Here is a 23,733-nt window from a genome sequence, read left to right on the forward strand (position 1 = left end):
TTCTCAGCCGTATGACCCAGGAACGCGTGTTGCCGAACCCGGAGCGGATGACGTGAGCGAAGGACACGACAAGCGGGGAGCGACGCCGACCGGCAACCGAAGGAACAGGGTCCTGCGCGCCCTCGCACTCCTCGGCACCCTCCTCGCCGCTCTCCTCCTGGCGTCGGCCGGCCCCGCCTCCGCGCACGCGGCCCTGCGCGGCAGCGACCCCGCCGACGGCGCCGTGCTCAAGTCCGCGCCCGGATCCGTCACCCTCACCTTCACCGAGTCCGTCGGCCTGCTCGACGACTCCTTCCGGGTGTACGACCCCACCAACCACCGGGTGGACACCAGCGACGCCGAGCACGGCCCGGCAGGCTCGGACACCGCCCGGGTCACCTTCCCGAAGAAGCTGGGCACCGGCACGTACACCGTGGCGTGGCGGATCGTCTCGGCGGACAGCCACCCCGTCTCCGGCGCCCTCACCTTCTCCGTGGGCAAGCCGTCGGCGTCCACGACGCCCGTCTCCACCGGCCCCGTCGAGAACCCGGTCACCGGCAGCCTCTACAACATCGGCCGCTATGTCGCGTACATAGCCGTGGCGCTGCTCATAGGCGCCGCCGCCTTCCTGGCCGTCTGCCGCCCGCCGGATCCCGCCCCCCTCCGCACCCCGGTCCGCACGGCGTGGTGGGCGCTCCTCGCCGCGACCCTCTTCCTCTTCGTCCTCCGCTCTCCGTACGAGGAGGGCACCTCCCCGGCGACGGCCTTCGACCTCTCCGCCCTCGGCAGGTCGGCGACGGGCCGCCCCGGTCTGGCCCTGCTGGCGAGGGCGGCCCTGCTGGTGCTCACCGCAGCCCTCTACCTCTTCCTCCGCAAGCGCGTGAGCCCGACCCGTCTGACCCGCCCGTCACGCCCCCTGTTCGCCACGGCCGCCACCCTCTCCATCGCCCTGGCCCTGACCTGGGCGGCGGCGGAACACGCCTCGGCCGGCATCCAGGTCCCGCTGGCGATGACGTCGTCGGTCCTGCACCTGTTGTCGATGGCGCTCTGGCTGGGCGGCCTCACGGCCCTCCTCATCACCCTCCACCGCACCACCACGCCCCTCCCCGCCGTCGTCGTCACCCGCTTCTCCCGCGTGGCCTTCGCCTCGGTGACGGTCCTCGTCGTCACCGGCGTCTACCAGTCCTGGCGCGGCCTCGGCTCCTGGCAGGCCCTCACGGACACGTCGTACGGCAGGCTCCTCCTCGTCAAACTCGCCGCGGTGACCCTGCTGCTGGCGGCGGCCTCGCAGTCCCGCCGCTGGACGGCGAAACTGGCGACGGTCCCGGCCGCGACGGCCCGCGACCGCGTCCCACTGACGGTCGGCGCCCCGCCGGACCTGCCGGCCCCGGTGGATGCACCGACCGAGGAGGATCCAGCGTCCCCGGAGGAACCGCCCGCCACCCCCGCCGGCCGCCACCAGGCAGCCCTGCGCCGTTCGGTCCTCGCCGAAGTGGCCATCGGCGTCGCCGTCCTGGGCATCACCACGATCCTCGGCGGCACCCTGCCCGGCCGGGCCGCGGCCGAGGCTGCCGGGTCGGCCGGGTCGGGAACGGCGTCGGACTCGACCGGCATCCCCGCGGCCGCCGTCGCCATGGTCCCCTTCGACGTCGGCACCCCGAACGGGCACGGCAAGGTACAGATCACCCTGGACCCGGGCCGGGTCGGCGCGAACTCCGTACAGGCGGTCGTCTTCGGCCCCGACGGCGGCATCTCCACCGTCCCCGAACTCCGCCTCTCCTTCACCCTCGCCGCCCAGAAGATCGGCCCCCTCCCCGCCAACGTGACCGACCGCGGAGGCTATTGGGCCGCCGACTCCGTCAACATCCCCATCGCGGGCGAGTGGACGATCTCGATGACGGTACGGGTGTCCGACCTGGACCAGGTGACGGTGACGAAGAAGATCCGGATCGCCGCCTAGCGGGGCCCACCTCGGCCGCTCAGGCGCCCACGGTCCCGTCGACGCCCTCGCGCAGGAAGTCGGCGTGCCCGTTGTGGCGGCCGTACTCCAGGAGGACGTGCAGCATCACCATCCGCAGCGACACCTCCTCCTCCCACCTCGGCTGGTATCCGGCCTGGTCCAGGGAGCCGGCCGCGCGCTCGATCCGGCGCGAGACCGCCACCTCGGCCTCCCAGGCGGTGAACGCCTCCTGCCTGGTCGACCCGCTCGCGTCGTACGCAGCCTGGAAGTCGATCTCGTCGGACCACACCATGGGCGCGTCCTTGTCCTCGAACACCCGGCGGAACCAGGCGCGTTCCACCTCCGCCATGTGCCGCACCAGGCCCAGCAGCGACAACGTGGACGGCGGCATCGACCGTTGCCGCAACTCCTCGTCGGTGAGCCCCTCGCACTTCATCGCGAGGGTCGCCCGGTGGTAGTCGAGGAAAGCCCGCAGCATGTCCCGTTCACTGCCGAAACTGGGCGGTCCTATGCGGTCGTCGCTGCTCACTGGCCGTGCTCCTCGTCGCTCGCTCGTCCGCTCCGGCACCCCGGCGCAGCAGCAGTATCCAATGGCGGGCACCTCGGTGCGGAGCGAGCCGTGCGCTGCCTGCTCTCAGCCGTTCCTCACATCCTTCGCCAGGCGCTGAGCAGTTCCTCAGGTCCGTACGCCGCGTCGAGCCCGGAACAACTGATCCCGTTGCGCGAGACCGCTACGAGCGGTACCGGCTCGTCGGTGACCGCCGCCCGATGCTTCTGGAGCGAGGCAAGGTCGTGGCTGTCGAACGCGGAATTCTCCAGCCACTTGACCGAGCCGAGGAAGAGCAGCTGTTTGGCCACCGGTTGACGGTCGGCGCCCACCAGGTCGATTTCGACGTCGTTGCTGCGGGTCCAGTACCCGCCGATCGCCGGGGCGGTGGGCAGGAGCCCGTCCGGGAGGAGACGGGCGAGGGATTCCCGGACGAGGGGCTCGATCGCGCGGCCCCGCCAGCTCGTCCACTGCTCCTTGATCCGGCTCAGAGTGAGATCTCCTCGCATCCGCTCGATCTCCGCCATGTGCGGATCCAGAAACGCGAGCCAGAACCGCAGGTACGGGTCGGCCACTCGGTAGCGGCGTTCCTTCGAGGGCCGCAGTGACAGCGGCAGTTCGGCCGCCACGACTCGTTTCTCGGTCAGAACCTCGGTGGCTCTGGTGAGAGTGGTGTGGGCGATGCCGCCGGCGGCGCGTGCGATGTTGGTGAAGGTCCGCTCCCCGCTTCCGACGGCCCGCAGGACCTCCCTGCTCATCGCCTGCGGTGGAAACTCGGCGGCCAGTGAGCGCTCTGCCGAGACCAGCAGTGCCGAGATCGGGTTGTTCAACGAGTCGCGGAGGAACTCCCAGACAACCGCTCCCGGCCGCCACTCGGCACAGATGAGCGGCAGACCGCCCGTGACCAGTGCGGCATCGAAGGCGGCTGCCGGCTCGAGCCCGAGCATCTCGCCGATGTCGGCAGGGTTCAGCGGCCCCACGACCATTTCCCGGCCCCGCTGATGGAAGGGGCGGTCGTAGCTGTTAAGCGCCTCCATCATCGACAGGTCGGATCCGACCAGGAGGAGCAGTACGGGCTTGCGGCAGAGCAGCCGGTCCCATGCCCGCTGGAGCATGCCCTCGAAGGCGTCGATGCGGTCCATGAGATACGGAACCTCGTCAATGACGACCACGCTCGGGCTGTCGGCGGGCAGGATCTCCGCAAGGAGCCTGAACGCGGCATTCCACTGTTCCGGAGTCTCCTCCGAGAACAGTTCCCGCTCCGGCAGAGTGGATCTGCCGACGGCGTCGAGCAGTTCCGTCAGTTCGGCCTCCGCCGTGCCGCCCGCCGCGGTGAAGAAAAGGTTCGGCGTCCCGGTGCGCCGGAGAAATTCCTCGACGAGGCTGGATTTGCCGACGCGCCGCCTTCCCCGCATGAGGATGCACTGCCCCGGTTTCGCCGACCCGACGGCGTCGCGGACAGCCTGCAAGGCGTCGCCGAGCACGTTCAGCTCATGGTCCCGCCCGATGAATCGACGCACAGCAAGCCTCCCGCCAGGGATGGTATCGCTGGAGATACTATCTCTGTCGCTACCATCTTGACTCGGGCGTGACGCTCATGACGCTGTTGATGCGGGTGGCGCCGGGCTTCGAAGTGGGGCGGTCGGGCATGAGGCGGCCGGGTCCGCACAGTGCGCGCGCCACCTCGGCAGGCAAACGGGCCGGGCTGCCTCACAGCCCGGCGGGCCCCTGAGGCGCTCGTCACACCGCTGCGGCCGTTCTCCTGGTCCGAGAGATCCCGGATGTCGTTCGGCATCTGGGTGCGTGTCGGCTCGAAGGCCGGCCGAGACGGACAACGTCGAAGGGCCCCGCTGCGAACAGCGGGGCCCTTCGACATCGTGCCCGGTGAGGCACTGGCGGAGGATACGAGATTCGAACTCGTGAGGGGTTGCCCCCAACACGCTTTCCAAATGTTCGTCCGGGGGTTCGGGGGTGTACGGGAACGTCCTGACCTGCGGTTTAGAGGGTGCGGGCGGAGCTTCCGAACGGTGCCGTACGCCGGTGAATGCAACCAGAACTGCAACCACGGAGGGGTTCTCGTTCTGGCCTCCATACAGCGGTTTACTCCTCGGACAGGCCGGGCCGCCATTCCCGGATGGCTCCGTCGAAGTCGCCGTCGCGTACGTCTTGCAGGGCCGTCGCGTAACCGATCTCGATGGCCTCTGTGATCAGCTGCTGTAGCTCCGTCGGCGCGTACAAGAGTCGGTGTCCGGCGCCCGAGCAGAGGTTGGCCGCAGCGTGGCCGGCGGCACGGGCATGCTCGCTGGGAACCGTTGCGACATGCATGTCCGAGATGGCTTGTGCAGCGTTCTTGATCTCTTCCTGCGGAGACGAAGTCATGGCCGCCAGTATCCGCACGCTGGCGCAGGTAGGGAATGCCGCCTGTGGCGCGTGATCCCGGTTCTGTGCTTTGGCAGCGGTGAGCCTCGACGGCGTACGTGTTCGAGCTCGACACGGGTGCCCAGAGTGGCGGCCGATGTGACTCCGCCGATCAGGGCGATCAGTAGCATGCCTGCACCTCGGCGCGAGGGTGCCAGGTTCATGAGAGGGGTGTAAAGATCGCTTGAAGCCGGGTGGAGTTCAGGGTTGACCTCAAGATCGCCACTGCCGGGACCGTCGAATGCACCAGCATGGACCATGTCACCGATCCTGCTGGCTTATTCCGTGCTCGGCGGGGCTGGCTGCTCGCTGGTCGGAGCAGAGGAGATAGCCGCAGCGCTGAACGAGAACCGCATCAACATCCTCGTGGCCGACATCCAGCGCTGAAGCGGCCGTCCAGCACGTACTGCCAATTAGTCGTTGACACTCAGGGCGGCGCGCGCGCAGCTGACGAATTCCTTCATGGCCTCCTCATGCTCCCTCCAGTACTGGTCGAGCCGGGGGCCTATCTCAGGCTCCATGCAGTCGCTGAGCAGGGCCGACGCTTGCTCCGCGTCCAGGGCCGGGAGCTGGTCGAGAGCCGCAGACGCCGCATCATGCATCTCCATCATGTTCGCGGCATCGGCTGCATGCGCGGCGCGGAAGGCATCCAGGGCCTCCACGGCCCTGCGGGCATCCTCATACTCGGGCCTCCAGACGCTGACACCGGTCAAACGCATGTAGAGCCAGTACGCCTCACCTCGTTGGCGAGCGAGGCGTTGGAGGTTCTGCGCCGCATTCAGAACGCGGGTGGACGCAGTGGCGAGGGAGACTGGAGCGACAAGCTGGAGCACCCCCCAGGCATGGATAAGTTCGTCGTAGGCGGGCGTGGAGGCTCCCGTGTCGGGTTCCCGGAACATCGTGTGCAGAACTCGGCCGAACGCCCTGTCGGTGCGGATTAGGTTCGTCGCTGCGCTGATCCGCTGCGGCGTGGTCGGCCTGTTCCCGGACTGCCTGGAGGGTAGCTGTCGCAGCCGTTTCCGCTGCTTCCTTCGCGGCCTTGGCCTGCGCGACGCCCCCGCCGGCTTGCACTTTGGCGCCGAGCCAGACGCCTGCGAAGGTGAAAACGATGGGGAGGAGCCAGACTATGAACGCCTGGTGTTCCTTGAGGAAATCAATCACGCGCTGATCTTCCCCTGTGCCGCGGGAGACGCCAGAGCCGACGACACAGCCGGGCTCGGAGAAGCCGGGAGCAAATCCCAGCTCAAGACGGAGGCCCCGGAGACTACCGTCTGCGGCGTCGAGCAGCCGTACCCGTCGCTATGATCCGCGTCGTACCGAATGTCAGGTGGCGACCCCCGCTTTCGTCCCCCACAGAAACCGGCCGAGCAGCGCCTGCCGCAGTCACCTTGCTGAACGTGAAAGGTAGACATGACCCGCCGGTTCTTTCCTGTCATAGCCGCCTGCGCGGCAGCACTTCTCGCCGCCGGCTGTAGCGGCCGAGCCCCGCAGCCTGCTGCGGCAGCCCCCACGGTCACGGTCACCCAGACCATCGCGCCCACCCCCACCCCCACACCGACATCCACGCCTGTAGCTAGACGCACTTCGGCCACCCCCACACCGGCCGTCTCCTCGGCTCCTGCGCCAGCCCCGGCCCGTAGTCCCCAGGGATCAGTCGCCCTGACCGAATGGCACGACGGCGACGCGACGAACAAGTGCGTGAACGTCATGACCGTCTACGAGAACCGCTCCGACACCGCAGTCATCTCCGTCACCCAGAAATTCCAGACCTTGTACACGCCCAAGCACGCCGACGGTGAGTACCCCGACGACGTGGACGGCCCAGTGAAGATGCTCACTCAGGACGCGGGCATCGCCCCATACGGGACCCGGACCCTGTACTGGCAGGTGTGCGCGCCCGAGCTGGCCTCCAAGCAGAACCCAGTTCCGCCGGACGGCACCGACTCGTTCATGTCCGAGATCGGCGCCCAGCCTCGTGCCACCGTCTGGGACTGGGCGCAGTAGAGACGACGCGGGCCGCGCACATCAGAACGGCGCACGCGGAGCGAAGAAGTCCCAGCGCTTGTGCAAGAGATCCCGCAGCAGGAGGGCAGAGCCCCACAATTCCTGCGGCGCACCATCGTCCTTGTAAAGGTCCCAGAATCTCCGGTGACGGATTTTTCCCGCCTCTTCATCGTGGAAGGGCTTGTCGATGGCGGTGAAGACGACACCGATTCGCGACGTCTGCCTCAGTGCCTCGTAGAGCGCCTCGTGATATTCGTCCGCGCGGCCGGGGCGCACCCAGCCCGTCGGGACGTGGATGAACAGCCACCCGATTTTGCCCCGAGGCAGTTGCTTGACCGCACCCTTGACCGTATTTCGGACCGTGGCCTGCGAGAAGGGCGTGTCGTCCTGCTTGTACTTCACCTCGACGGGAACGTCACCGATGTTCGCCAAGTTGAGGAGGATGTCGAAGTCCTGGCCCTTGACTCCCGACTCCGTCACCCTGGCGATGCCGGCTGGCATGCGCATGAGGGTCTGGAGGACGTCTGCTTCGAAGATCGCCGACACGACATCGTTCGTCTTGGTGTAAGAGAGGAAGTCAGCGAACCACAGTTCGCCCTGAAACTCGAACACTCTCCTAGCGAGTTCCTGGCGCTGCCGGGCCTGCTGCACCCAAGGGCCGAGCTCCTCTCGGTTGTCGGCGAGGGGAAACTTCTCCTTCACCCAGGCGGCGCCGAAGATAGATTCGAGGAAGGCGGTCGCCGCGGTCTCGGCTACGGCAGCCTCGTATCGATTCGCTGCGACCTCTGGATGTTCGAAGAGGGCCTGCATGCCCTCATGCATCCGGTCGTTGTAGACCGCCCACGCAGTTGCCTTGTTGGGAAAGCCTTGGGCCCGGTTCTCCTCCATCCAAGCCGCGAAGGTCGGTATTTCGATCATTCCCGGACTATAGGGGCGCCCGGGACGCCGTCGCCAAGGTTTTCCGACAGGGCCACGCCCGTCCTGAGACCGGGACACCCGCGCCCACCACGACGGCTGTCACCGCTCCCTCCTCCCGCGCCAGCTCGCTTTTCGGTATCAACGGTCGATGATTGACCCGTTAGTGACCCCGCTGACCAGCGCGCGCATGGCCGCCGTTGAGAAGAGCAACGGCCCACGGCTCATGTCCTTGGAGTCGCGCACTGCGGCGTGTTCGCCCAGTTCCGCGACTTCCACGCAGTCGTTCGCACCCCCGCTGTACGAGCTCTTCCGCCACCGCGCGTGCGCGAGGTCGACGTCGTACTGGGCTGTCGTGACGTCGTGCGGGGCGGCCATGCTGGGCGTGCTCACTCTTCGAGCTCCTTGCTGATGCGTGCGATGCGGGTGCGGGTCTCCGACGGGTCGAGGGCGCTTTCCCTCAACTGGTCGAAGATGTCCGTGTAGTTGTCTACGTCCTCAGGGGACTCCAGATACACGGAGTTCTTGGGGTTCTCCAGCCACACCAGGTCCGGCGTCGGGTGCGGGAAGGTCAGGATGACGAACGGGCCGTACAGCCCGGGATGCGCTCCGAGCGAGAACGGCAGCAGCTGCACGGTGACGTTCGACCGCTCGCTGGCCTCTACCAGCTTCCGCAGCTGGTCGCGCATCACTTCTACAGAGCCGACCCTCCTGCGCAGCACGGCTTCGTCGAGGATCGCCCAGAGCCTGGCAGGGGCCTCGCCACCCAGGCGGCTGTTCTGCCGCTCCATGCGGACCCTGACCAGGGACTCGACCTGCGGCGGGGACAGGTCCTTCCTCATCTGGGAGATCACGGCACGCGCGTAGTCCTCGGTCTGGAGCAGCCCTGGCACGAGCATTGGCTGGTAGCTGGCGAGGTGCGTCGCGCCGGCCTCCAGTGCGAGGTACCCGTCGTAACGGGTCGGGGTGAGTACCGTCGAGTACTTCCGCCACCAGGGCTTCTGCTGCTCCTTGTCCGCTCGCACGAGGTCGAGCACGTCGGCGCGCCGGCCTTCGTCCTCGACGCCGTACAGGTCCAGCAGAGCGCGGACGAGGACCGGCGTCGTACCGCGTTCGCCGTTCTCGATCCGGCTCAGTGACCCCTGGTTGACCTCCAGCTGGTCGGCGACCTCGGTGAGGGTGAGCCCGGTCGCGTCACGCAGTTCCTTCAGCCGTGCCGCGAGCTGTCGCCGGTAGACCGACTGCGGGACCAGGCTTCTCTTCAAGGCCATGCCGGAAGTCTCTCCGTACCGGCGCCGCCTCGACAAGCCCGTACGGGTCAACTTCTCAAGACATATTGCCTAGTTGGTAGTTGCATCGGCATGCTGTCATGAGTCGCGACGCGCGTTCGTTCGGGTGCGCGCCGCAGCAGACCGATGGGCGATGCCTCGCCAAGACCCCGTCACCGGCGCGCGCCTCCATGTCGGTCCCGCACGCCGTACCAGGAGGGTGGGCCATGCCACGGACAACGCTGCTTCGGCAGCTGCTCCAGCAGCGGCACCTGACGACGCACGAGGCTTTCGCGGCCCAGTACGAGCGGGCCGCCGTGCGGCTGGCGGAGCTCGACCGAGACCCTCGCCTGGCGTCCCTCCAGGTCTCTCCACGCCAGTTCGACCGCTGGTACGGCGGGGAGCTACTGACTCTGCCCCGTCCTGACGCCTGCCGGGTGCTGGAGCACATGCTGGGCAGACCGGTGTCCGAGCTCTTCTCCGCGGTGTACGACGGGGACTCCGAGTCCAGCCGCTCCGAGGAGCCGCGCACACGCGAGCAGGCGCCGAGTCCCCTTCCGCCACGAGAGGACGACGAGAACCCCCTGGACATCGTCGCCCGGACCCGGCAGCTCACGGCCAGCAACGCCGACGCCGCGACGCTCGCGTTCCTGGATTCCTCCCTGGAGGGCATTGTCGGCCGGTACGAGCAGGACGGGCCGTACGCGCTGCGCCCCCAGGCTCGCCAGGTGCGGCAGCTCGCCCACACCCTCCTCGACGGTCGCCAGCCACCAGGCACACGCCGCGAGCTCTTCCGCCTCGCCGCTCGCGCCTCCGGCCTGCTCGGCTACATGGCGGTGAACACGGGCGACTTCGTGCTCTCGGAGGCGTACTGCACCGAAGCCCGGGATCTCAGCCGGGAGATCGGCGACCTGGACACAGAGCTCTGGGCGCGTGGGACCCTCTCCTTCGGCCTTTACTACGCCGGCCGGTACGACGAGGCCGACGCTTGCGCCGCCGCGGCCGTCGAGCGCGCGCCACGCCACGCCCAGTCCATCCGCCTGCTCGCCAACGGCCGGGCCCGAGCCCTTGGCAAGACCGGCGACCGGCGTGCCGTCGAGCAGGCCATCGGACAGGCAATCCGCCTCTCCGACCTCCACGAGGTACCCGTCGGGCTGACCTCCTGCATCTCCTTCGAGCCGTACGGGCGGGCCCGGACGCTGGCCAACGCCGTCACGTCACACGTTGCCCTGCGCAACACGGCCCAGGTACTGCGCGACGCCGAGCACATCGATGACCTCGTGGAGCACTCCACATCCTCCTGGAGCCGTTCGCTCGTACGCCTTGACGTCGCCACCGCGCTGCTGCAGCAGCGCACTCCCGACATCGATCACGCGATGGAGCTCGGGGGTGAGGCCCTACGGCTGTGCGGAGACACCCCGATCAGCTCCGTCTACCAACGCTCCCGTGACCTGCGCGAGCAGGCCGGGCCGTGGCGTGATCACCCGGCGGTACGCGATTATGGCGAGGAGTTCCGGGCCTGGAGCTCGCAGCCAGCCGTCATGGCCATGGCGTCATCCGCGTCGTAGGCGCCGTCGGTGTCGTCGTACGCCGGGGCGGTGTGAAGCCGAAGGAGTTCGACGGGTGCCCCTGCTCAGCGCCGATCCCGCCGCGTTCCCCGCCGAGCCTCCCGCCGACACGCGGGATCCGGCGGTCACCGCGGCCCACGACTGGGCGGCGTTCAGCGCGCTCGACGAGATGACCGATCACTGGGCACGCCCGGGTTGGTCGGACGGCAGCCGGGCGTTCTACTGGATGCTGACCTTCCCGGACGAGCAGCGGCTCGCGACCCTCGTCGGACGCTGCCAGGAGGAGCTGGCCCCCCTCGGCCTCGACCCGGTGCCGACGGACGGGCTGCACATCACCCTTGCCCGCGTGGGCAGGCCGGGCGCTGTCGCCCCCGATCAGCTGGACAGCCTGGCGCGGGACGCGGAGGCGCTGCTGCCCTCCGCTTTCTCCGTACGCGCCATGCCGCTGGCCGGCTCCCGCGGTGCCGTCCGCCTGTCCCTCGGCCCGTGGGAACCCCTGCTTCGGCTGCACCACGCACTGGCCGAGGCCGGAAGCAGTGCTGGTCTCGCGCCGAAGAAGCCGACGTCCGCTTTTCGACCGCACTTGAGCCTCGCCTACAACAACCGGCGGCGTCCCGCTGCCCCCGTCGTGGAGGCGGTCTCAGCACTTCGCGCTCTCCCCGCTGTCGAGCTCTCCGTGTCCGCCGTTCAGTTGGTGGAGCTCCGCCGCGAGGGGCGGACGTACTGCTGGGATGTACGGAAGAGCGTCCCGCTCGGGTAGCCCACGGGCATCCAGAGGGAAGACCACGACGACTTCCTTGCCGATCGCGGTCGGCCGGACCGACCATTCGGAGGCCAGCGCCCCGACGAGCAGCAGTCCGAGACCACTTCCCGTCAGCTCACCCAGCGACGCCTGCGCTGATCGTGCCCGGACCTTGGAGACATCCCGTCCCGCGTCGTGGACTCGCAGTACCGCTACGTCCCGGTAGACCTCCACGCACATGCAGTCCGGTCCGCCGGCGGTGTGTCTGACCGCGTTGCCCACCAATTCCGAGGCGACCAGAACGGCGTCGTCGACGCGCTCCGGTGAGGCACGTCCCTTGAGGGACTCGTGCACGTGTCGCCGCGCGAGCCCCGAAGGCTCGGCGCAGTCGGCCAGCTTCACCCAATGACGCCTTACCGGTGTCTGCCTGCAGAGGCGTTCTTCGTCTACCGCGTCCATCGCCGCTCTCGTTTCCGGTTGGGCACTGGACCGATCAGCCTCGCCATCCGTGAGCCGCGACGGTACGCCGCAGCTCCGCCTCTTCGCGCGCCGCCGGACGGCGGACGAACGGCGTCCTGACGGCGTACCGCCGTCTGCCGCCCCCAGCGAGGCTCTTCTTCGAGGCGCTGGCCCTTGGCGTCTCGCCCCGACCGGCTGGAGGTAAATCGGAATGAGCGGCAGCGCCAGGCAGACCGCACCGCACGAGGTGTCCCCGGGCGCGCGCCTGGTGCTGTATGCCTGCCTGCCCGCGTCGCTCGGTGAGATCGCCGACCACAGCGTGGCCAGCACACGGCAGTACGCCGCCGATGCCGGCTGGGAGGCGGTCGAGACGTACGTCGACCGAGCGGCACCGTTCGAGAGCCGCGCCCTGTGCGCGGGCTGGCACAACGCTTTGGCTGCGGTCGAGCAGGGGAGGGCGGCCGGGATCGTCACCCCCCTGCTCGTGATGCTGGGGCATCTGGAGGAGGACAGGACGAACCTCGCGGCCTGGCAGGCCCGGACAGGGGCGTTGATCACGACGCCGTGGGCGGTCGTCGACGCCGCCGTCCCGACGCTCTTACGCAGGACGGCGGCGTGATGACCAGCATGCGGCTACGGCCTCTGCGGCAACTGCTCAGCCAGCTCGGATTGGTGCTGCGGCACCCGGCGAAGTATGTCGGCCGGTTCGGCTTTGGCGCCTTCCAAGTGCTGTTCCTGCCCGTCCTGGTGACCGGCACAGCGTTGACCACGCTCTACGCAGGCCAGATCCGGTAGCTACGGCCCGCGTCCTCGACTCCCTCTCCGGATGCTCCGAATCCCCGTCCCCCACGGAATCCGATCAGCCGGAGAGGGGCCGCACCGCAAGGTGCGAATGCAGGAACCCGGCCGGTGTGCGGCGCGGCGAGCCGCACATTGGCCGGCCAGCAGTACGACGAACCGTTCGAACCTTTCCGACACGAGAGGAAGTGCGATGACCGCAACCACACTCAGCCCGATCAGCGCGCCGCCGCCGGTAACCGCCGGCGCCGAGGCGTCCGTCGTGGCAGGCGCCCTCGACGTACCCGCCGACCCCTTCGACGTCGACCTCACCATCATCACGGAGGTCGACTCCGACCTGCTTCCCAGGGCGTGCGACACCGGTGACGGCTGCAAGCCGTCCTGCGCCTCGTCCTGCGCGAGCGCCGTCTGACAGCGGCTCGTACGCGGGGCCGGGAGCACTTTCGCTCCCGGCCCCGCCCCGGTCACAGCACTATGGCGGAGGCACTGGAAATGGGAAGTGACGAAAAGCTCTACCAGCACACGGGCACGGCCCTGCTCCGGGCCGCCGCGATGCCGCTGACGAGCCTGCCGGAATGGTGGCCCGATCCGGCCGACACGGACGCCTGCCGCAGATGGTTGAAGCAGGTGTGGGCCGACGAGGGGTTCGCCGACGCCGTCCGGCAGACGAGTGGTGACCTTGCCACGCGGGTCGACGCGATCCGCGGGGGGCAGCCGGCACGTCCCAAGCAGGTCCGGCGCGCGGCCCTGGCCACCGTCCGCTACGCGCTGCGAGCCACCGGGCGGCCGACCCCGTTCGGCCTCTTCGCCGGGGTGGCGCCGGTCGGCGTGGGTTCCACACCGTACGCGAGATGGGGAGACGCACACCGGGCCGTGGTGCGGGTGGACACCGAGTGGCTGGACGACGTCGTCGCTCGTCTGGAGGCGAGCCCCGACCTGCTGGAACGCCTGGACGTGGTCCTGAACAATCTGGCGGCACGCCGAGGCGGACGCCTGCACGTCCCGCACGGCGGACCGATGGGGGCCACCGTCCGGCGCACCAGCGCGGTCCGTTGGATCGAGGACCTCGCGCGCGAGCCGGTCCGCTTCGCCGCTCTCGCCGAGAAGTTGGCCTCCGCCTTTCCCCGAACCGAGCCGCGCCACATCACCACACTGCTCGGCACGCTGGTGCGCGAGAAGTTCCTGATCACCAGCCTGCGCCCGCCGATGACCGACACCGATCCGCTGTCCCACCTGATCGAGCGACTGCACGGCGTGGACGTCGGTACGGTGCCGGAGGCCGCGCAGGTCCTACCCGAACTGGAAGCGGTGCGACGCGCCGTGCACGAGCACAACCGGCTTCCCGCGGACCGCCAGGCGCCCCAACGGGAGGCGCTGACGCCGCTCTTGCGCCGGCTCTCCGGCGCGGGCCGAAGCCCTCTCGCCATCGACCTGCGGCTGGACGCCGACGTACGGATCCCCGAGAGCGTCGCGCGCGAGATGGAGCGGGCCGCCGATGCGCTGCTGCGGTTGACGCGCCGACCGGCGGGCCAGGGTGTGTGGAAGGAGTACCAGGTCGCGTTCTGGGAGCGGTACGGCACCGGCACGCTGGTGCCGGTGAAGGAGGTCGTCGACGCGGCGTCCGGGCTCGGCTACCCAGCCGAGTATCCCGGCAGCCGCATGACCGCGCCGCCACCGGTGGTCTCCGAGCGGGACGAGCAGCTGCTGGCCCTGGCCTGGCAGGCCAGGGCCGACGGTGGCAGAGAGATCGTCCTCACCGACGACATGATCGACCGCCTGGCCGACGAGACGATCGCCGCGCGGGAGGTGCCGCCTCACGTGGAGATGTGCGCGCGCCTGCACGCCGACAGTCTGCCCGCGTTGGAGCGTGGGGACTTTACGCTCACTGTGACGCCGGCCCGCGCCGCGGGAACGCTCACGTCCCGGTTCTCACCGGTCGCCACCGGCTCGGGACTCGACGAGATCTACCGGCAGGTCCCCGCGAGCGTCGAGAACGCGCTGACCGCGCAGCTCTCCTTCGCGCCGCTGTACCCGCACACCGAGAACGTCGCCCGCATCCCCGCCTATCTCCCGCGCGTGATCCCACTGGGCGAGCACCGCAGCTCTGCCGACACCGTGCCGACGCTCATCGACATCGATGACCTCGCGGTCACGGCCACGCACACCCGCCTGTACCTGGTCAGCATCTCCCGCCGTCGTGTCGTGGACCCGCAGGTCTTCCACGCCATGGCCCTGGACAAGCAACCTCCGCCCCTGGCCCGGTTCCTGGCGCACCTGACCCGCGCCTTCGGCCCCGTCTGGACCGGCTTCGACTGGGGTCCGCACGGCGCACGGCTACCGTTCCTGCCACGCGTCCGCTACGGGCGAGTGATCCTCTCTCCTGGCCGCTGGAACCTGAGCGCCGACGCCCTCCCAGGCCGGGGTACGGACACCCGGGAGTGGGCGGACGCCCTCAGCCGCTGGCGGAAGCGGTGGCACTGCCCCGATGCCGTCGAGCTGCGGGAGGACGACCGCACACGGCGACTGCGGCTCGACGTGCCCGCCCACGTGGCGGTTCTGCGAGCCCACCTGGCCAGGGAAGACCAGGCCGTGCTCACCGAGGCGCCGCAAGAGGAGAGCTACGGCTGGATCGGCGGCCATGTCCACGAGATCGCCATGCCGATGACCAGCACCAGCCCGCCGGCCCCCGACCCGCTTTCCGGCTCCCTCCCCGTGCTCACCAACAGCACCCTCGGGCCTGTACCGGGGTCGGTGTGGGCACCCTGGCTGAACGCCAAGATCTACACGCACCCCGACCAGTTCCATGAGTTGATCGGCACCCACCTCGCGAGGCTCACGGCCCAGCTCCAGGGCGGACCCGAGTGGTGGTTCGTCCGCTACCGCACCCCGCACGACCCCGACCACCTGCGCCTGCGCATCCGCACCCGAAGCCCCGGGCAGTACGCCGCCTATACCGAGCTCGTCGCCCGATGGGCCGCCGGGCTGCGCCACGAGGGGCTCAGCAGCAGGCTCGTGTTCGACACCTACACCCCAGAGATCGGCCGCTACGGCCCTGGCGCCGCCCTGCGCGGTGCGGAGGCGGTGTTCACCGCCGACTCGGCCTACGCCCTCGCCGCCCTGCAGGGCCTGGGAGGCGACGGCGTCGACGGCCTCGACGGACGCGCACTGGCCGCGGCCGGCATGGTGGACATCGCCTGCGGCCTGCTCGGTCCCGACGAGGGCATGCGTTGGCTGGCCAACCGTCCCGCGCCTCCGGCCCGAGTCGAGCGAGACGCCAGAGACCAGACCATCGACCTCGTTCACCACACCACGCCCCGCGCCCGCGGCTGGGGCGAAGCGCTCGCCCAAGCGTGGCACCGCCGCGCCGTGGCCCTGACGCTGTATCGCGAACACCTCGCCAAGGACATGGACCTCGACTCGGTTCTGGAGTCCCTGCTGCACATGCACCACAACCGCCTGCGCGGCCTGGACCGGGAGGACGAGCGGATCTGCCGCCGCCTGGCCCGTCAGTCCGCTCTCGCGTGGACCGCCCGGCTGGGGGAGAGCCACCCATGAACCACGACGCGTCGCCCACACCCACCAGGCCCGGCTGGGGCCAGTCGCTGTACTCCGGCGCGGCGGGAGCCGCCCTGCTGCATGCCGTCAGATCCCACACCGGCGAAGACGACACGGATGCGCTCCGGCCGTGGGCCGCTGCCATGGTCAAGGGCCCGATACAGGCCGCCCCGGAGGCATGCGGCCTGTACGAGGGCGCGCCAGCCGTCGCGTACGTCCTCAGCTTCACGCACACGGACACCGGCACCCGCGCCCTGGCGACCCTGGACTCACACCTCGCCGACGTCACTCGCGACCGCCTCAAGCGGGCGAACGCCCGCATCGACCGTGGCGCACCGCCCAGCCTGAGCGAGTACGACCTCATCAGCGGACTGACCGGCCTAGGGGTCTACCACCTTCACCGCGGTCACCGGACGGAACTACGAGACGTCCTCGCCTATCTGGTGCGGCTCACCGAACCGATCACCGTCGAGTCCCAGCTCCTGTGCGGCTGGTGGAGCAGCGACAGCCCCGACCTGCGCCCGTCCCCGCGGTGGCCCGGCGGACACGGAAACCTCGGTCTGGCCCACGGCATCAGTGGACCCCTCGCGCTGCTGGCCACCGCCGTGGGCCACGGCCACACGGTGCCCGGACAGAAACGAGCCATCATCCGGATATGCGGCTGGCTCGACCAGTGGCGCGACGGTACGGGCTCGCGCGCCTGGTGGCCGGGCCTGGTCACCCGGGCCGAACACCGACGCGGCGCTCTCCAGCATTCGGTACCGGGACGTCCGTCCTGGTGCTACGGCACTCCCGGCATCGCCCGCGCCCAACAACTCGCCGGTATCGCCCTCGGCGACCGCGACCGGCAACGCCGGGCCGAACAGGCCCTTGCCGGATGCCTGGCCGACGACCGGCAGCTCGCCCAGCTCACCGACGCATCCCTCTGCCACGGGTGGGCCGGCCTCGTACAGACCGCCTCCCGTGCCGCCGCCGACGCCGTCGATGACGAACTCGCGGCCCATCTGCCCCGTCTGCGGGCCCGGCTCGACGAGCACCTGGACCACAGCGGACTGCCGGACGGCGTCGGCCTGATGGACGGTACGTCGGGCATTCATCTGGTCCGTCTCACCGACCCCGTCAACACGGCGGCCACCGCCCCCTGGGACCGCTGCCTGCTGCTGGCGGGATGACGCGCGTGAGTCGCACCCCGCACCAGATCACCTGAGTACGATCTGCCCCTGCCGTACGCACGGCCGGGCACCTTCCGGAAGGACGCGATGAACACCACCACCGGCGCCTCCCCCGAGGACCTGCGCAACCGCCTGGTCGACGCCATTTTGCAGCAGGACGTCTCCGGCCCCCGCGACGCACGCGTCGAAACCGCCATGCGGACCGTGCCCCGCCACGCCTTCCTCCCCGACGCGCCCCTCCAGGAGGCGTACGCCAACAAGAGCGTGACCATCAAGGAGAACCCCGACGAGGACGCACTCCCACTGAGCTGCGCTTCCCAGCCCGACGTCGTGCACTTCATGCTGGTCCAGCTCGCCGTCCGCGAAGGCGACCACGTCTTCGAGATCGGGGCCGGCACCGGCTACAACGCCGCCCTGCTCAGTCATCTCACCGGCAAGTCCGGACAGGTCACCACGTGCGACATCGCCCCCGACGTGACGGCTTACGCCCGCCGGATGCTGGACGCGAACGGGTACGCCGACGTTCGCGTGGTCACGAGGGACGGAGCCCTCGGCGCCCCGGAGTTCGGCCCCTACGACCGAATGATCGCGGCGGTCGGCATGTGGGACCTCCCCGCAGCCTGGTGGGACCAGCTCGCGGTCCGCGGACGACTCGTGGTCCCGCTGCGATGGCGCGGGCTGTCCAGGTCCGTGGCGTTCCGACGGGAGAAGGACCGGATGCGATCCGACTCCGTCAGGATGTGCGGTTTCCTCCCGGTGATCGGCCAGGACGGCGAGCGGAACGGCTACATCGACGACAACCGACTCGTCAGGCTCTACTGGGACGAGGACCAGCCCATCGCCCCAGAACTGCTGCGCGACGCCCTCACCCGACCGAAGTCGGTCGTCTGGACGGACGCGACGGTCGGCTCCGTTGAGTCCTTCGACGGCGTCTGGCTGCGCCTGAGCGCCACCGAACGAGCAACCTGCCGCATCACCGCGAAGCCCGCGGCACTGGAAGCGGGCCTTCACCGCCCCGCCTCACCCGCTCTGAGCCCAGCCCTCGTCGAGGCTGACTCCATTGCCTACCTCACCTTGGAGCGCACCGCCGACCCGCTGGTCACCGAACCCCGGTTCCGGCTGGGAGCTGTCGGCTACGGCCCGGCCGGTGCCGAACTCGCCGAGCGGATCTGCGCGCAGATCGGTGCCTGGAGCCCGGCCAGGACCGTCGAACCCGCGATCACCGCCTACCCCGCGGACACGCCGGACAGCGACCTCGCCGACGGAGCCGTGATCGATCGCCCCTCCGTGCGGCTCGTCATCGCCTACTGATCCTGCTGATCCCAACGCAGGTGGGCGCGGCTGTCAGCAGAAACGGCCGGGCCCACCGAAGCGGGAGCGGAGTGGTGCAGGAGGACGATGGTCAGCCCCGGGCGAGGTTTCCCTCACAGGTTGTGCACCGCCGCACGGCCATCCGCTTCGGCTTGCCCGCAGTCGCAGTCGCCGGAAAGGCACTGCTCAAGCGTTCCCAGAGCCCGTGCGGAGGGTTCGCGATTCACCCCCACTGCGGGTGAGTATGTGGGCGAGTTTCAGCAACGGTTGTCGTTCAGCGCGGACAACACCCGGAGTTCGTGGGGGAACGGTGTTGACGAGTTCCAGCAGCACCTGGGGGCTTGCGGTGGGAGCATGAGGGTGCTCCATACCGCTGGGGCCGGGACGTTGACCGACTACGAAAACAACGGCCCGATCTGGGGCCGCTGGGGCCGCTGGGGTCGGGGCCTGTTGAGCAAAGCGCGCCTCACAGAATCGTGCGCCGGCTGACGCAGAAGAGTGTCGTCGCCCAGCTGGAACAGGTGGATGGGCCACTTCTCTCCACGCTTGGCGTAGGAGGGGAAGTCGACCAGTTTCCCGTCGGAGCGCCGTCTGGGGTCCGCAACGCGCTGGATCAAGCCGAGGCGGTCGAGCATCAGGTGGGACTCGTAGACGTCCCGGGGCAGGAAGTACTCGGAGGTTCGCGCCTCCGGGGAGAAGTAGGCGCCCGCCCTCCTCAGGTAGCGCTTCTCCAGGTGACGGAAAGCGAAGTAGAACCTGATCTCGGCGGGAGTCAGCAGGTAGAGCCAGCCCTGTGTCACGAACTCCGTGGGGATCGTGATGACGCTTTCGAAGGGATCAGGGACGTGGTAGTAGGCCGTCTCCTTGCGCTGCTTACCAGACTCGTCGAGCGCCATCACCGCCCGGGGTGGAGTGCCGACGTTGCGCTGGATCAGTCCCTCGTCGGCCAGCCGTTTCAGGGCGGAGCGGACTTGGCGCTCACGGTTGGCCCGAGCGGAGATGGGGACTTTGAGCGCGTCGTTCTGCGTCGCCTTCGAAAACGTGAGGCTGGTCCAGGAGTGAACTTCCTCGCGACTGTTAAGGGGAAGCGGGCTGGGCCCAGCGAAGCCGTTGCGCTTCCGGCACTGGGCCTCGAAGAGGATCAGCAGGTACAGCTGGAGGTTTACCCCCCGGGGTGCGGCGATTCGAACGATGGGGGGTGTACCTGTCTCGTCGGGCTTGGTGAAGAAGAAGCTGCTCCGGATCATGAACTTGTTCAACTGATGTGGCGCAGCAGTATGCAGCGATGAGCACAGGCGCGTCGTCCGCTCCCACTGCGACTCCATCTCCTCCAGGTCCGCCAGGCGCGCCGCTCGCCGGTCTGCGATCCTCGGCACCACAACCCCCTATTTCGACCCTTTGGCCGCACGCTCACGCCCCGTTGCCCAGCAGAAATGGCTTAGCAACTGAAGGCTTTATGCGGGCCAAAGGGTTCTTGGCCCTGACGGATCGACCATCGACCCTTTGGCCGCATGCTCACGTCCTGCTGACCAGCGGAAATAGCTTAGCAACTGAAGACTTTATGCGGGCCAAAGGGTCGCCCGCGGCGACTTCGATTGCTGTCCCAGATGGAGAAATCTAGTGGTGCCGGGGTGCTCCCGGTGCCGGCCTGGGCAAGGTCGGCGAGATCAATCGAGGGGAAACCGTTCCAGTGGCCAAGAACAGGAAGAAGAGCAACCGCCCAGGACGGGTTCCTGCGGGCCGTGCCGGACGTCGGCCGAGCACGAGTCGCTCGACGGCCCGGAGGCCCGAGGGTCGCCGCAACGACAAGATCACTATCGTTTCCACCGTGATCGAACTCCTGCGGCTGGTCTGGGAGATCAGCCAGAAGATCAACTGACCAGCGCCCGATGACCTGCCCGGCCCGGGACCTGCTTGCCCGCGGCCGGGCTGGGTGCGAGGGCCTCAGATGCCACGGCCGTCGAGTGCCCTCTGGCGCCCCAACTGAAATGTTGGCTTTCCCTCGCTAGAGTCACCGGCGCGGCGGGCCCGGCAGACCATCGATGACGCAGAGCTACTTGTCACTTCGCGGCAGCTTCGGGAGCAGAGGGCCCAGATCCCCGTGAGTTCAAGGAAACCGAAGCCCCTTCAGCCCGAACCCACGGGTCCACCGGTCTGCTTCAGGTCGGTAGATCCGTGGGTTCGGTTGGAACACGAGGGTGCGGTGCAAGCCGAAGAGCTTCGGCCGTGACATCGGCGTCGACCTGCGCCTGCGTTCTGTCGCCGTATTCAAGGACGTCGTAGTCGTCGTCCAGGTTGGCGAGTCGCTCGGCCAGAGGCAGTTCGTGCCCGAAGCGCTGATGGATCCTGAAAGCCAGCTCGCGTGGCGTCAGTTCGCCGGCCAGCATCCGGGCGGCAAGTGCTCGCGCGGCGGCTTCCTGTCCGGCAACGCTGCCCGCTGGGTGGAAGGTGAGGCCCAGTTCGTCGAGTGCCGGGGGAAGGAGGTCGGGGACGTCGTAGTCCGCCTCCGCGCGTGTGCACGCGGCCAGGATCCGCAGGGCAGGACTGTCGAGGCCGGCGACGAGTGCATCACAGGCAGCAGTGACGACGTCGGTTGCGCGGATCTCGCCCATGCTCCAGAGAACGGCACGATCCTGAAGCTGGCGGGCTGCTGGTTCGGTCGACGACATCCATCCATGATCTCCTCAGTGGGATGGGCGGGTCGAGTGGGTTTCATTGCGATGCCTGCTCGGCAGCTTCTCCCAGAAGCGCGCGTGCTGAATCCGCGTAACGGATGGCCGTCTTCTCGTCGATGCCGAAAACGAGGGCGAGGTGGAGCGGGTCGGCGCCGTGGGTGAGAGCCTCTTCGAGCTGACGGTCGACGCGGAGCCGTTCGAGGGTGGCGGTGAGGTTGCGGGTGGCTCGGGTGGTCCAGAGCTTGCCGGCGGGGCCGAGTTCGACGGCGGTCTTCTGGGGGATCAGCAGGTGGGGATTGGCCGTGTTCGGCCAGCGGTTGCGGCGGTGGTCAAGCCAGTCCAGGACCGCTCGGTGGGTGAGATCGTCAAGTGGGCGGACGTGGCCGCCGACGGTGATACGCCGGTTGCCCAGGTCGACGTCGTCCAGCTGCATGGTGCGGATCATCTTCGGCCGTGCCGCGTGGACGGCGGCCAGGGCGACGATGAGCCGGATGTCTGGGGTGGTGGCCGTGGCGATGGCCTCGTCGATGTCCGCCTGGACAAGGGCCTGGAGGACGCCGCCGGTCTGCCGGGGGACACGGATGCGGATCGTGGGGTTGCGGAAGATCTGGCCGTTCTTCTTCGCGTGCCGGAACAGTGACCGCAGTGCGACGATCCGGCTTTCGCGCTGTTTGCCGGTGGCAGCGTCCCGGGCCGTGATGATGTCCTCCCGGGTGACTTCTCGCAGGTGGTCGTAGCGGCTGGACCACTCCAGCAGCACCGGCTGGATCTCACCCAAGTAGGCCCATGTCGTATGCCGGGAGCGAGGCTCCGACCTCGGACCACCGTCGAGGAGAGTGCGGACCCAGGCTTCTACGGCGCTATGGATGCCAGGGGGCATCCCGTCGAGTTTTCGCTCCAGCCACCGGTCGACGGCGGGGGCCCGGTCGTCGGTGGACAGGCCGAGACGGTCGAGGACTTCGGTGGTCCGCACGACGGGAAGCCCACGGACTCGCAGGGCCGGAAAGAGCTCGGAGTACCGGATCAACTCACCTTCGCGGAAGCCGGACAGCACGATGACCAGGGCTCGGTTCACGTCACTGGTGATCCAGCGGCTCCAGCCGCGGGCATCTCCCAGCGCCCGAGCGGCCTGCTGGGCCCGGATCAGCCAGGGATTGGCCAGGTCGGCGTGGAGTTCCCGGTCGAACCGGCGGAAGTCCCGAGTGGCAGTGAACAGCGTCAGTTGCGTTGACGTCGTGATCACGCGATGCGGTTCGGGAAGCGGCGACGGTTTCAGCACGCGCCGTCCGGCCTTGCCGACTCGCGGCCCGCCATTCTTGGGCCGCTGGAGGTTCGCGAAGAACAACTGCTGGCAGGTCACCCGCCGTAGGTACGGCTCGATCACCGAAGCCTTGCCGCTGGCCTTGATCGCCCAGGTCGCCTGAGCCCGACAGAGGCGGCAGTAGCCGTGCTTGTCATCGACCGGGACCTGCCGCCGGCAGCCGACGCATGCACCGACGGCGTGTAGCTGGCCGTAGGTGTAACAGCTGCGGCAGAACCGGCCGGGCAACTGCCCCCAGGCGAAACATCACTGCGGGGGTCGCACATCGTCCTCGGCCATGTGGTCGCACCAGCCGGGCAGGTGCGCGCACTGCCCTGGGGAGATCAGGATCGTGTCATCCGGGTGAGCACGCCACTCCCTCTTCACGGACGTCTTCACCGAACGAGGGGCCGCCGAAGCGGACGAGCCCGGCGGGCAGTCGCACCCAAGCCCGATGACGATCTGGCTGCCGCACTCCTCGCAGCGTTCCACTTTCACAGTCCCACTCGCCCTCACGCGGTGCCGGAGTCGACCCGGTAGACGATCTTGCCGTCGGATTCGGTGAACCCGAGAGCCTCGTAGAAGGCGGGAGCGCCTGGGTTGTCGCGGTCAGCCATCCATTCCACTCGGCTGCACCCGGGGCGCGCGGCCGCCAAGGAGCGGAGTTCACCCATGAGGCGAGCACCGATGCCCTGCCGACGCAGGGTGGTACGGACGTAGAGCTCCTTCAGGAACAAGGAGTGCGAGGATCCGGCGGCTGGCCATAGGTACGAATAGGCGGCGAGCCCCACGACGTCCCCGGTCTCGTCTTCGACGAGCAGGGCGTAAGCCAGCGGTGGCGCGCCGAAGAGGGCTTCCTCCACTTGGAGGCGGCGCTCCTCGATCGGCTGGATATCTGTGTCGGTAGCCCCGTAGAACCGCTCGATCTCCTCGATCAGTTCGGCCAGTGCCGGGACGTCCCGCTTCTCCGCGGGACGGATCGTCGCGGTCATCGGCGCCTCCTGTCCTTCCTCGCTTGTTTCGGTCGCTGCTGCATTCGCTCGTTCCAACGCGTGATCCCCT

At 68.9% G+C, this 23,733-nt stretch carries 24 protein-coding genes; 12 read left to right on the plus strand and 12 right to left on the minus strand.

Annotated features, from left to right (window positions below; translation table 11 throughout):
* Positions 1 to 112: 112 nt before the first annotated feature.
* Complete coding sequence (locus KVT45_RS09625; RefSeq protein ID WP_217546202.1) at positions 113 to 1,939, plus strand: copper resistance CopC/CopD family protein; 1,827 nt, start codon at positions 113 to 115, stop codon at positions 1,937 to 1,939.
* Between the two features lie 19 nt (positions 1,940 to 1,958).
* Here the strand turns inward: KVT45_RS09625 and KVT45_RS09630 are convergent, their stop codons facing one another.
* From KVT45_RS09630 to KVT45_RS09640, 3 genes are all read right to left on the minus strand, one after another.
* Positions 1,959 to 2,468, minus strand: a complete 510-nt coding sequence (locus KVT45_RS09630; RefSeq protein WP_217546071.1) for a DinB family protein — start codon at positions 2,466 to 2,468, stop codon at positions 1,959 to 1,961.
* Between the two features lie 116 nt (positions 2,469 to 2,584).
* Entirely contained in the window at positions 2,585 to 4,006 is a 1,422-nt protein-coding gene (locus KVT45_RS09635) for an ATP-binding protein (RefSeq protein ID WP_217546072.1), read from the minus strand.
* 580 nt (positions 4,007 to 4,586) lie between these two features.
* Complete coding sequence (locus tag KVT45_RS09640) at positions 4,587 to 4,865, minus strand: hypothetical protein (RefSeq protein ID WP_217546073.1); 279 nt, start codon at positions 4,863 to 4,865, stop codon at positions 4,587 to 4,589.
* 297 nt (positions 4,866 to 5,162) lie between these two features.
* Here KVT45_RS09640 and KVT45_RS57635 point away from each other — a divergent pair, with 297 nt between their 5' ends.
* On the plus strand, positions 5,163 to 5,291 hold the full coding sequence (locus tag KVT45_RS57635) for a hypothetical protein (protein WP_302832485.1): 129 nt from the start codon (positions 5,163 to 5,165) through the stop codon (positions 5,289 to 5,291).
* Positions 5,292 to 5,317: 26 nt separating this feature from the next.
* On the opposite strand, the gene KVT45_RS09645 is transcribed toward KVT45_RS57635, so the two are convergent.
* Complete coding sequence (locus KVT45_RS09645; RefSeq protein WP_217546074.1) at positions 5,318 to 5,566, minus strand: hypothetical protein; 249 nt, start codon at positions 5,564 to 5,566, stop codon at positions 5,318 to 5,320.
* Between the two features lie 217 nt (positions 5,567 to 5,783).
* Here KVT45_RS09645 and KVT45_RS09650 point away from each other — a divergent pair, with 217 nt between their 5' ends.
* Positions 5,784 to 6,209 carry a hypothetical protein gene (locus tag KVT45_RS09650; protein WP_217546075.1) on the plus strand — a complete coding sequence of 142 codons (426 nt, stop codon included), beginning with the start codon at positions 5,784 to 5,786 and terminating at the stop codon, positions 6,207 to 6,209.
* A gap of 393 nt (positions 6,210 to 6,602) precedes the next feature.
* Positions 6,603 to 6,908, plus strand: a complete 306-nt coding sequence (locus tag KVT45_RS09655; RefSeq protein ID WP_217546076.1) for a hypothetical protein — start codon at positions 6,603 to 6,605, stop codon at positions 6,906 to 6,908.
* A gap of 21 nt (positions 6,909 to 6,929) precedes the next feature.
* Here KVT45_RS09655 and KVT45_RS09660 read toward each other — a convergent pair whose 3' ends face one another.
* The 3 genes from KVT45_RS09660 to KVT45_RS09670 all read right to left on the minus strand — a co-directional run bounded on the left by KVT45_RS09660 (position 6,930) and on the right by KVT45_RS09670 (position 9,094).
* A complete protein-coding gene (locus KVT45_RS09660) occupies positions 6,930 to 7,826 on the minus strand; it encodes a hypothetical protein (RefSeq protein WP_217546077.1) in 897 nt (298 codons plus the stop codon).
* 138 nt (positions 7,827 to 7,964) lie between these two features.
* Positions 7,965 to 8,216: a DUF397 domain-containing protein gene (locus KVT45_RS09665; protein ID WP_308310689.1), complete on the minus strand. Its 252-nt coding sequence runs from the start codon at positions 8,214 to 8,216 to the stop codon at positions 7,965 to 7,967.
* Positions 8,213 to 9,094, minus strand: coding sequence for a helix-turn-helix transcriptional regulator (locus KVT45_RS09670; protein ID WP_217546078.1), 882 nt, complete (start codon positions 9,092 to 9,094; stop codon positions 8,213 to 8,215). Before KVT45_RS09670 ends, KVT45_RS09665 begins: the two co-directional genes overlap by 4 nt.
* A gap of 224 nt (positions 9,095 to 9,318) precedes the next feature.
* Between KVT45_RS09670 and KVT45_RS09675 the strand changes: the two genes are divergently transcribed.
* Positions 9,319 to 10,659: a hypothetical protein gene (locus KVT45_RS09675; RefSeq protein ID WP_217546079.1), complete on the plus strand. Its 1,341-nt coding sequence runs from the start codon at positions 9,319 to 9,321 to the stop codon at positions 10,657 to 10,659.
* A 55-nt stretch (positions 10,660 to 10,714) separates the two neighbouring features.
* Positions 10,715 to 11,419, plus strand: coding sequence for a 2'-5' RNA ligase family protein (locus KVT45_RS09680; protein ID WP_217546080.1), 705 nt, complete (start codon positions 10,715 to 10,717; stop codon positions 11,417 to 11,419).
* Here KVT45_RS09680 and KVT45_RS09685 read toward each other — a convergent pair.
* Complete coding sequence (locus KVT45_RS09685; RefSeq protein WP_217546081.1) at positions 11,300 to 11,860, minus strand: ATP-binding protein; 561 nt, start codon at positions 11,858 to 11,860, stop codon at positions 11,300 to 11,302. The genes KVT45_RS09680 and KVT45_RS09685 overlap by 120 nt on opposite strands.
* Positions 11,861 to 12,071: 211 nt before the next feature.
* Here KVT45_RS09685 and KVT45_RS09690 point away from each other — a divergent pair, with 211 nt between their 5' ends.
* From KVT45_RS09690 to fxlM, 6 genes are all read left to right on the plus strand, one after another.
* Positions 12,072 to 12,479: a hypothetical protein gene (locus tag KVT45_RS09690; RefSeq protein WP_254646498.1), complete on the plus strand. Its 408-nt coding sequence runs from the start codon at positions 12,072 to 12,074 to the stop codon at positions 12,477 to 12,479.
* Complete coding sequence (locus tag KVT45_RS09695; protein WP_145968885.1) at positions 12,476 to 12,655, plus strand: hypothetical protein; 180 nt, start codon at positions 12,476 to 12,478, stop codon at positions 12,653 to 12,655. The genes KVT45_RS09690 and KVT45_RS09695 overlap by 4 nt, the downstream gene beginning before the upstream one ends.
* Positions 12,656 to 12,851: 196 nt before the next feature.
* A complete protein-coding gene (locus tag KVT45_RS09700; RefSeq protein ID WP_217546082.1) occupies positions 12,852 to 13,070 on the plus strand; it encodes an FxLD family lanthipeptide in 219 nt (72 codons plus the stop codon).
* 80 nt (positions 13,071 to 13,150) lie between these two features.
* On the plus strand, positions 13,151 to 16,213 hold the full coding sequence (locus KVT45_RS09705; protein WP_217546083.1) for a lantibiotic dehydratase: 3,063 nt from the start codon (positions 13,151 to 13,153) through the stop codon (positions 16,211 to 16,213).
* A complete protein-coding gene (locus KVT45_RS09710) occupies positions 16,210 to 17,385 on the plus strand; it encodes a lanthionine synthetase C family protein (protein WP_254646499.1) in 1,176 nt (391 codons plus the stop codon). Before KVT45_RS09705 ends, KVT45_RS09710 begins: the two co-directional genes overlap by 4 nt.
* 87 nt (positions 17,386 to 17,472) lie before the next feature.
* Entirely contained in the window at positions 17,473 to 18,696 is a 1,224-nt protein-coding gene (fxlM, locus tag KVT45_RS09715) for a methyltransferase, FxLD system (protein ID WP_217546085.1), read from the plus strand.
* Between the two features lie 395 nt (positions 18,697 to 19,091).
* Here fxlM and KVT45_RS09720 read toward each other — a convergent pair whose 3' ends face one another.
* From KVT45_RS09720 to haaN, 4 genes are all read right to left on the minus strand, one after another.
* Positions 19,092 to 20,072, minus strand: a complete 981-nt coding sequence (locus tag KVT45_RS09720; protein WP_217546086.1) for a hypothetical protein — start codon at positions 20,070 to 20,072, stop codon at positions 19,092 to 19,094.
* 783 nt (positions 20,073 to 20,855) lie between these two features.
* Positions 20,856 to 21,365, minus strand: coding sequence for a hypothetical protein (locus KVT45_RS09725; RefSeq protein WP_217546087.1), 510 nt, complete (start codon positions 21,363 to 21,365; stop codon positions 20,856 to 20,858).
* A gap of 43 nt (positions 21,366 to 21,408) precedes the next feature.
* Positions 21,409 to 22,614 (minus strand): hypothetical protein, encoded by a 1,206-nt coding sequence (locus KVT45_RS09730; protein WP_217546088.1) that lies wholly within the window; start codon positions 22,612 to 22,614, stop codon positions 21,409 to 21,411.
* 569 nt (positions 22,615 to 23,183) lie between these two features.
* A complete protein-coding gene (gene haaN / locus KVT45_RS09735; protein ID WP_217546089.1) occupies positions 23,184 to 23,663 on the minus strand; it encodes a cyclophane-containing RiPP N-acetyltransferase HaaN in 480 nt (159 codons plus the stop codon).
* Positions 23,664 to 23,733: the final 70 nt, after the last annotated feature.

Source organism: Streptomyces sp. GbtcB6 (genome assembly GCF_019091475.1).
In the GTDB taxonomy this organism is placed as follows: domain Bacteria; phylum Actinomycetota; class Actinomycetes; order Streptomycetales; family Streptomycetaceae; genus Streptomyces; species Streptomyces hyaluromycini.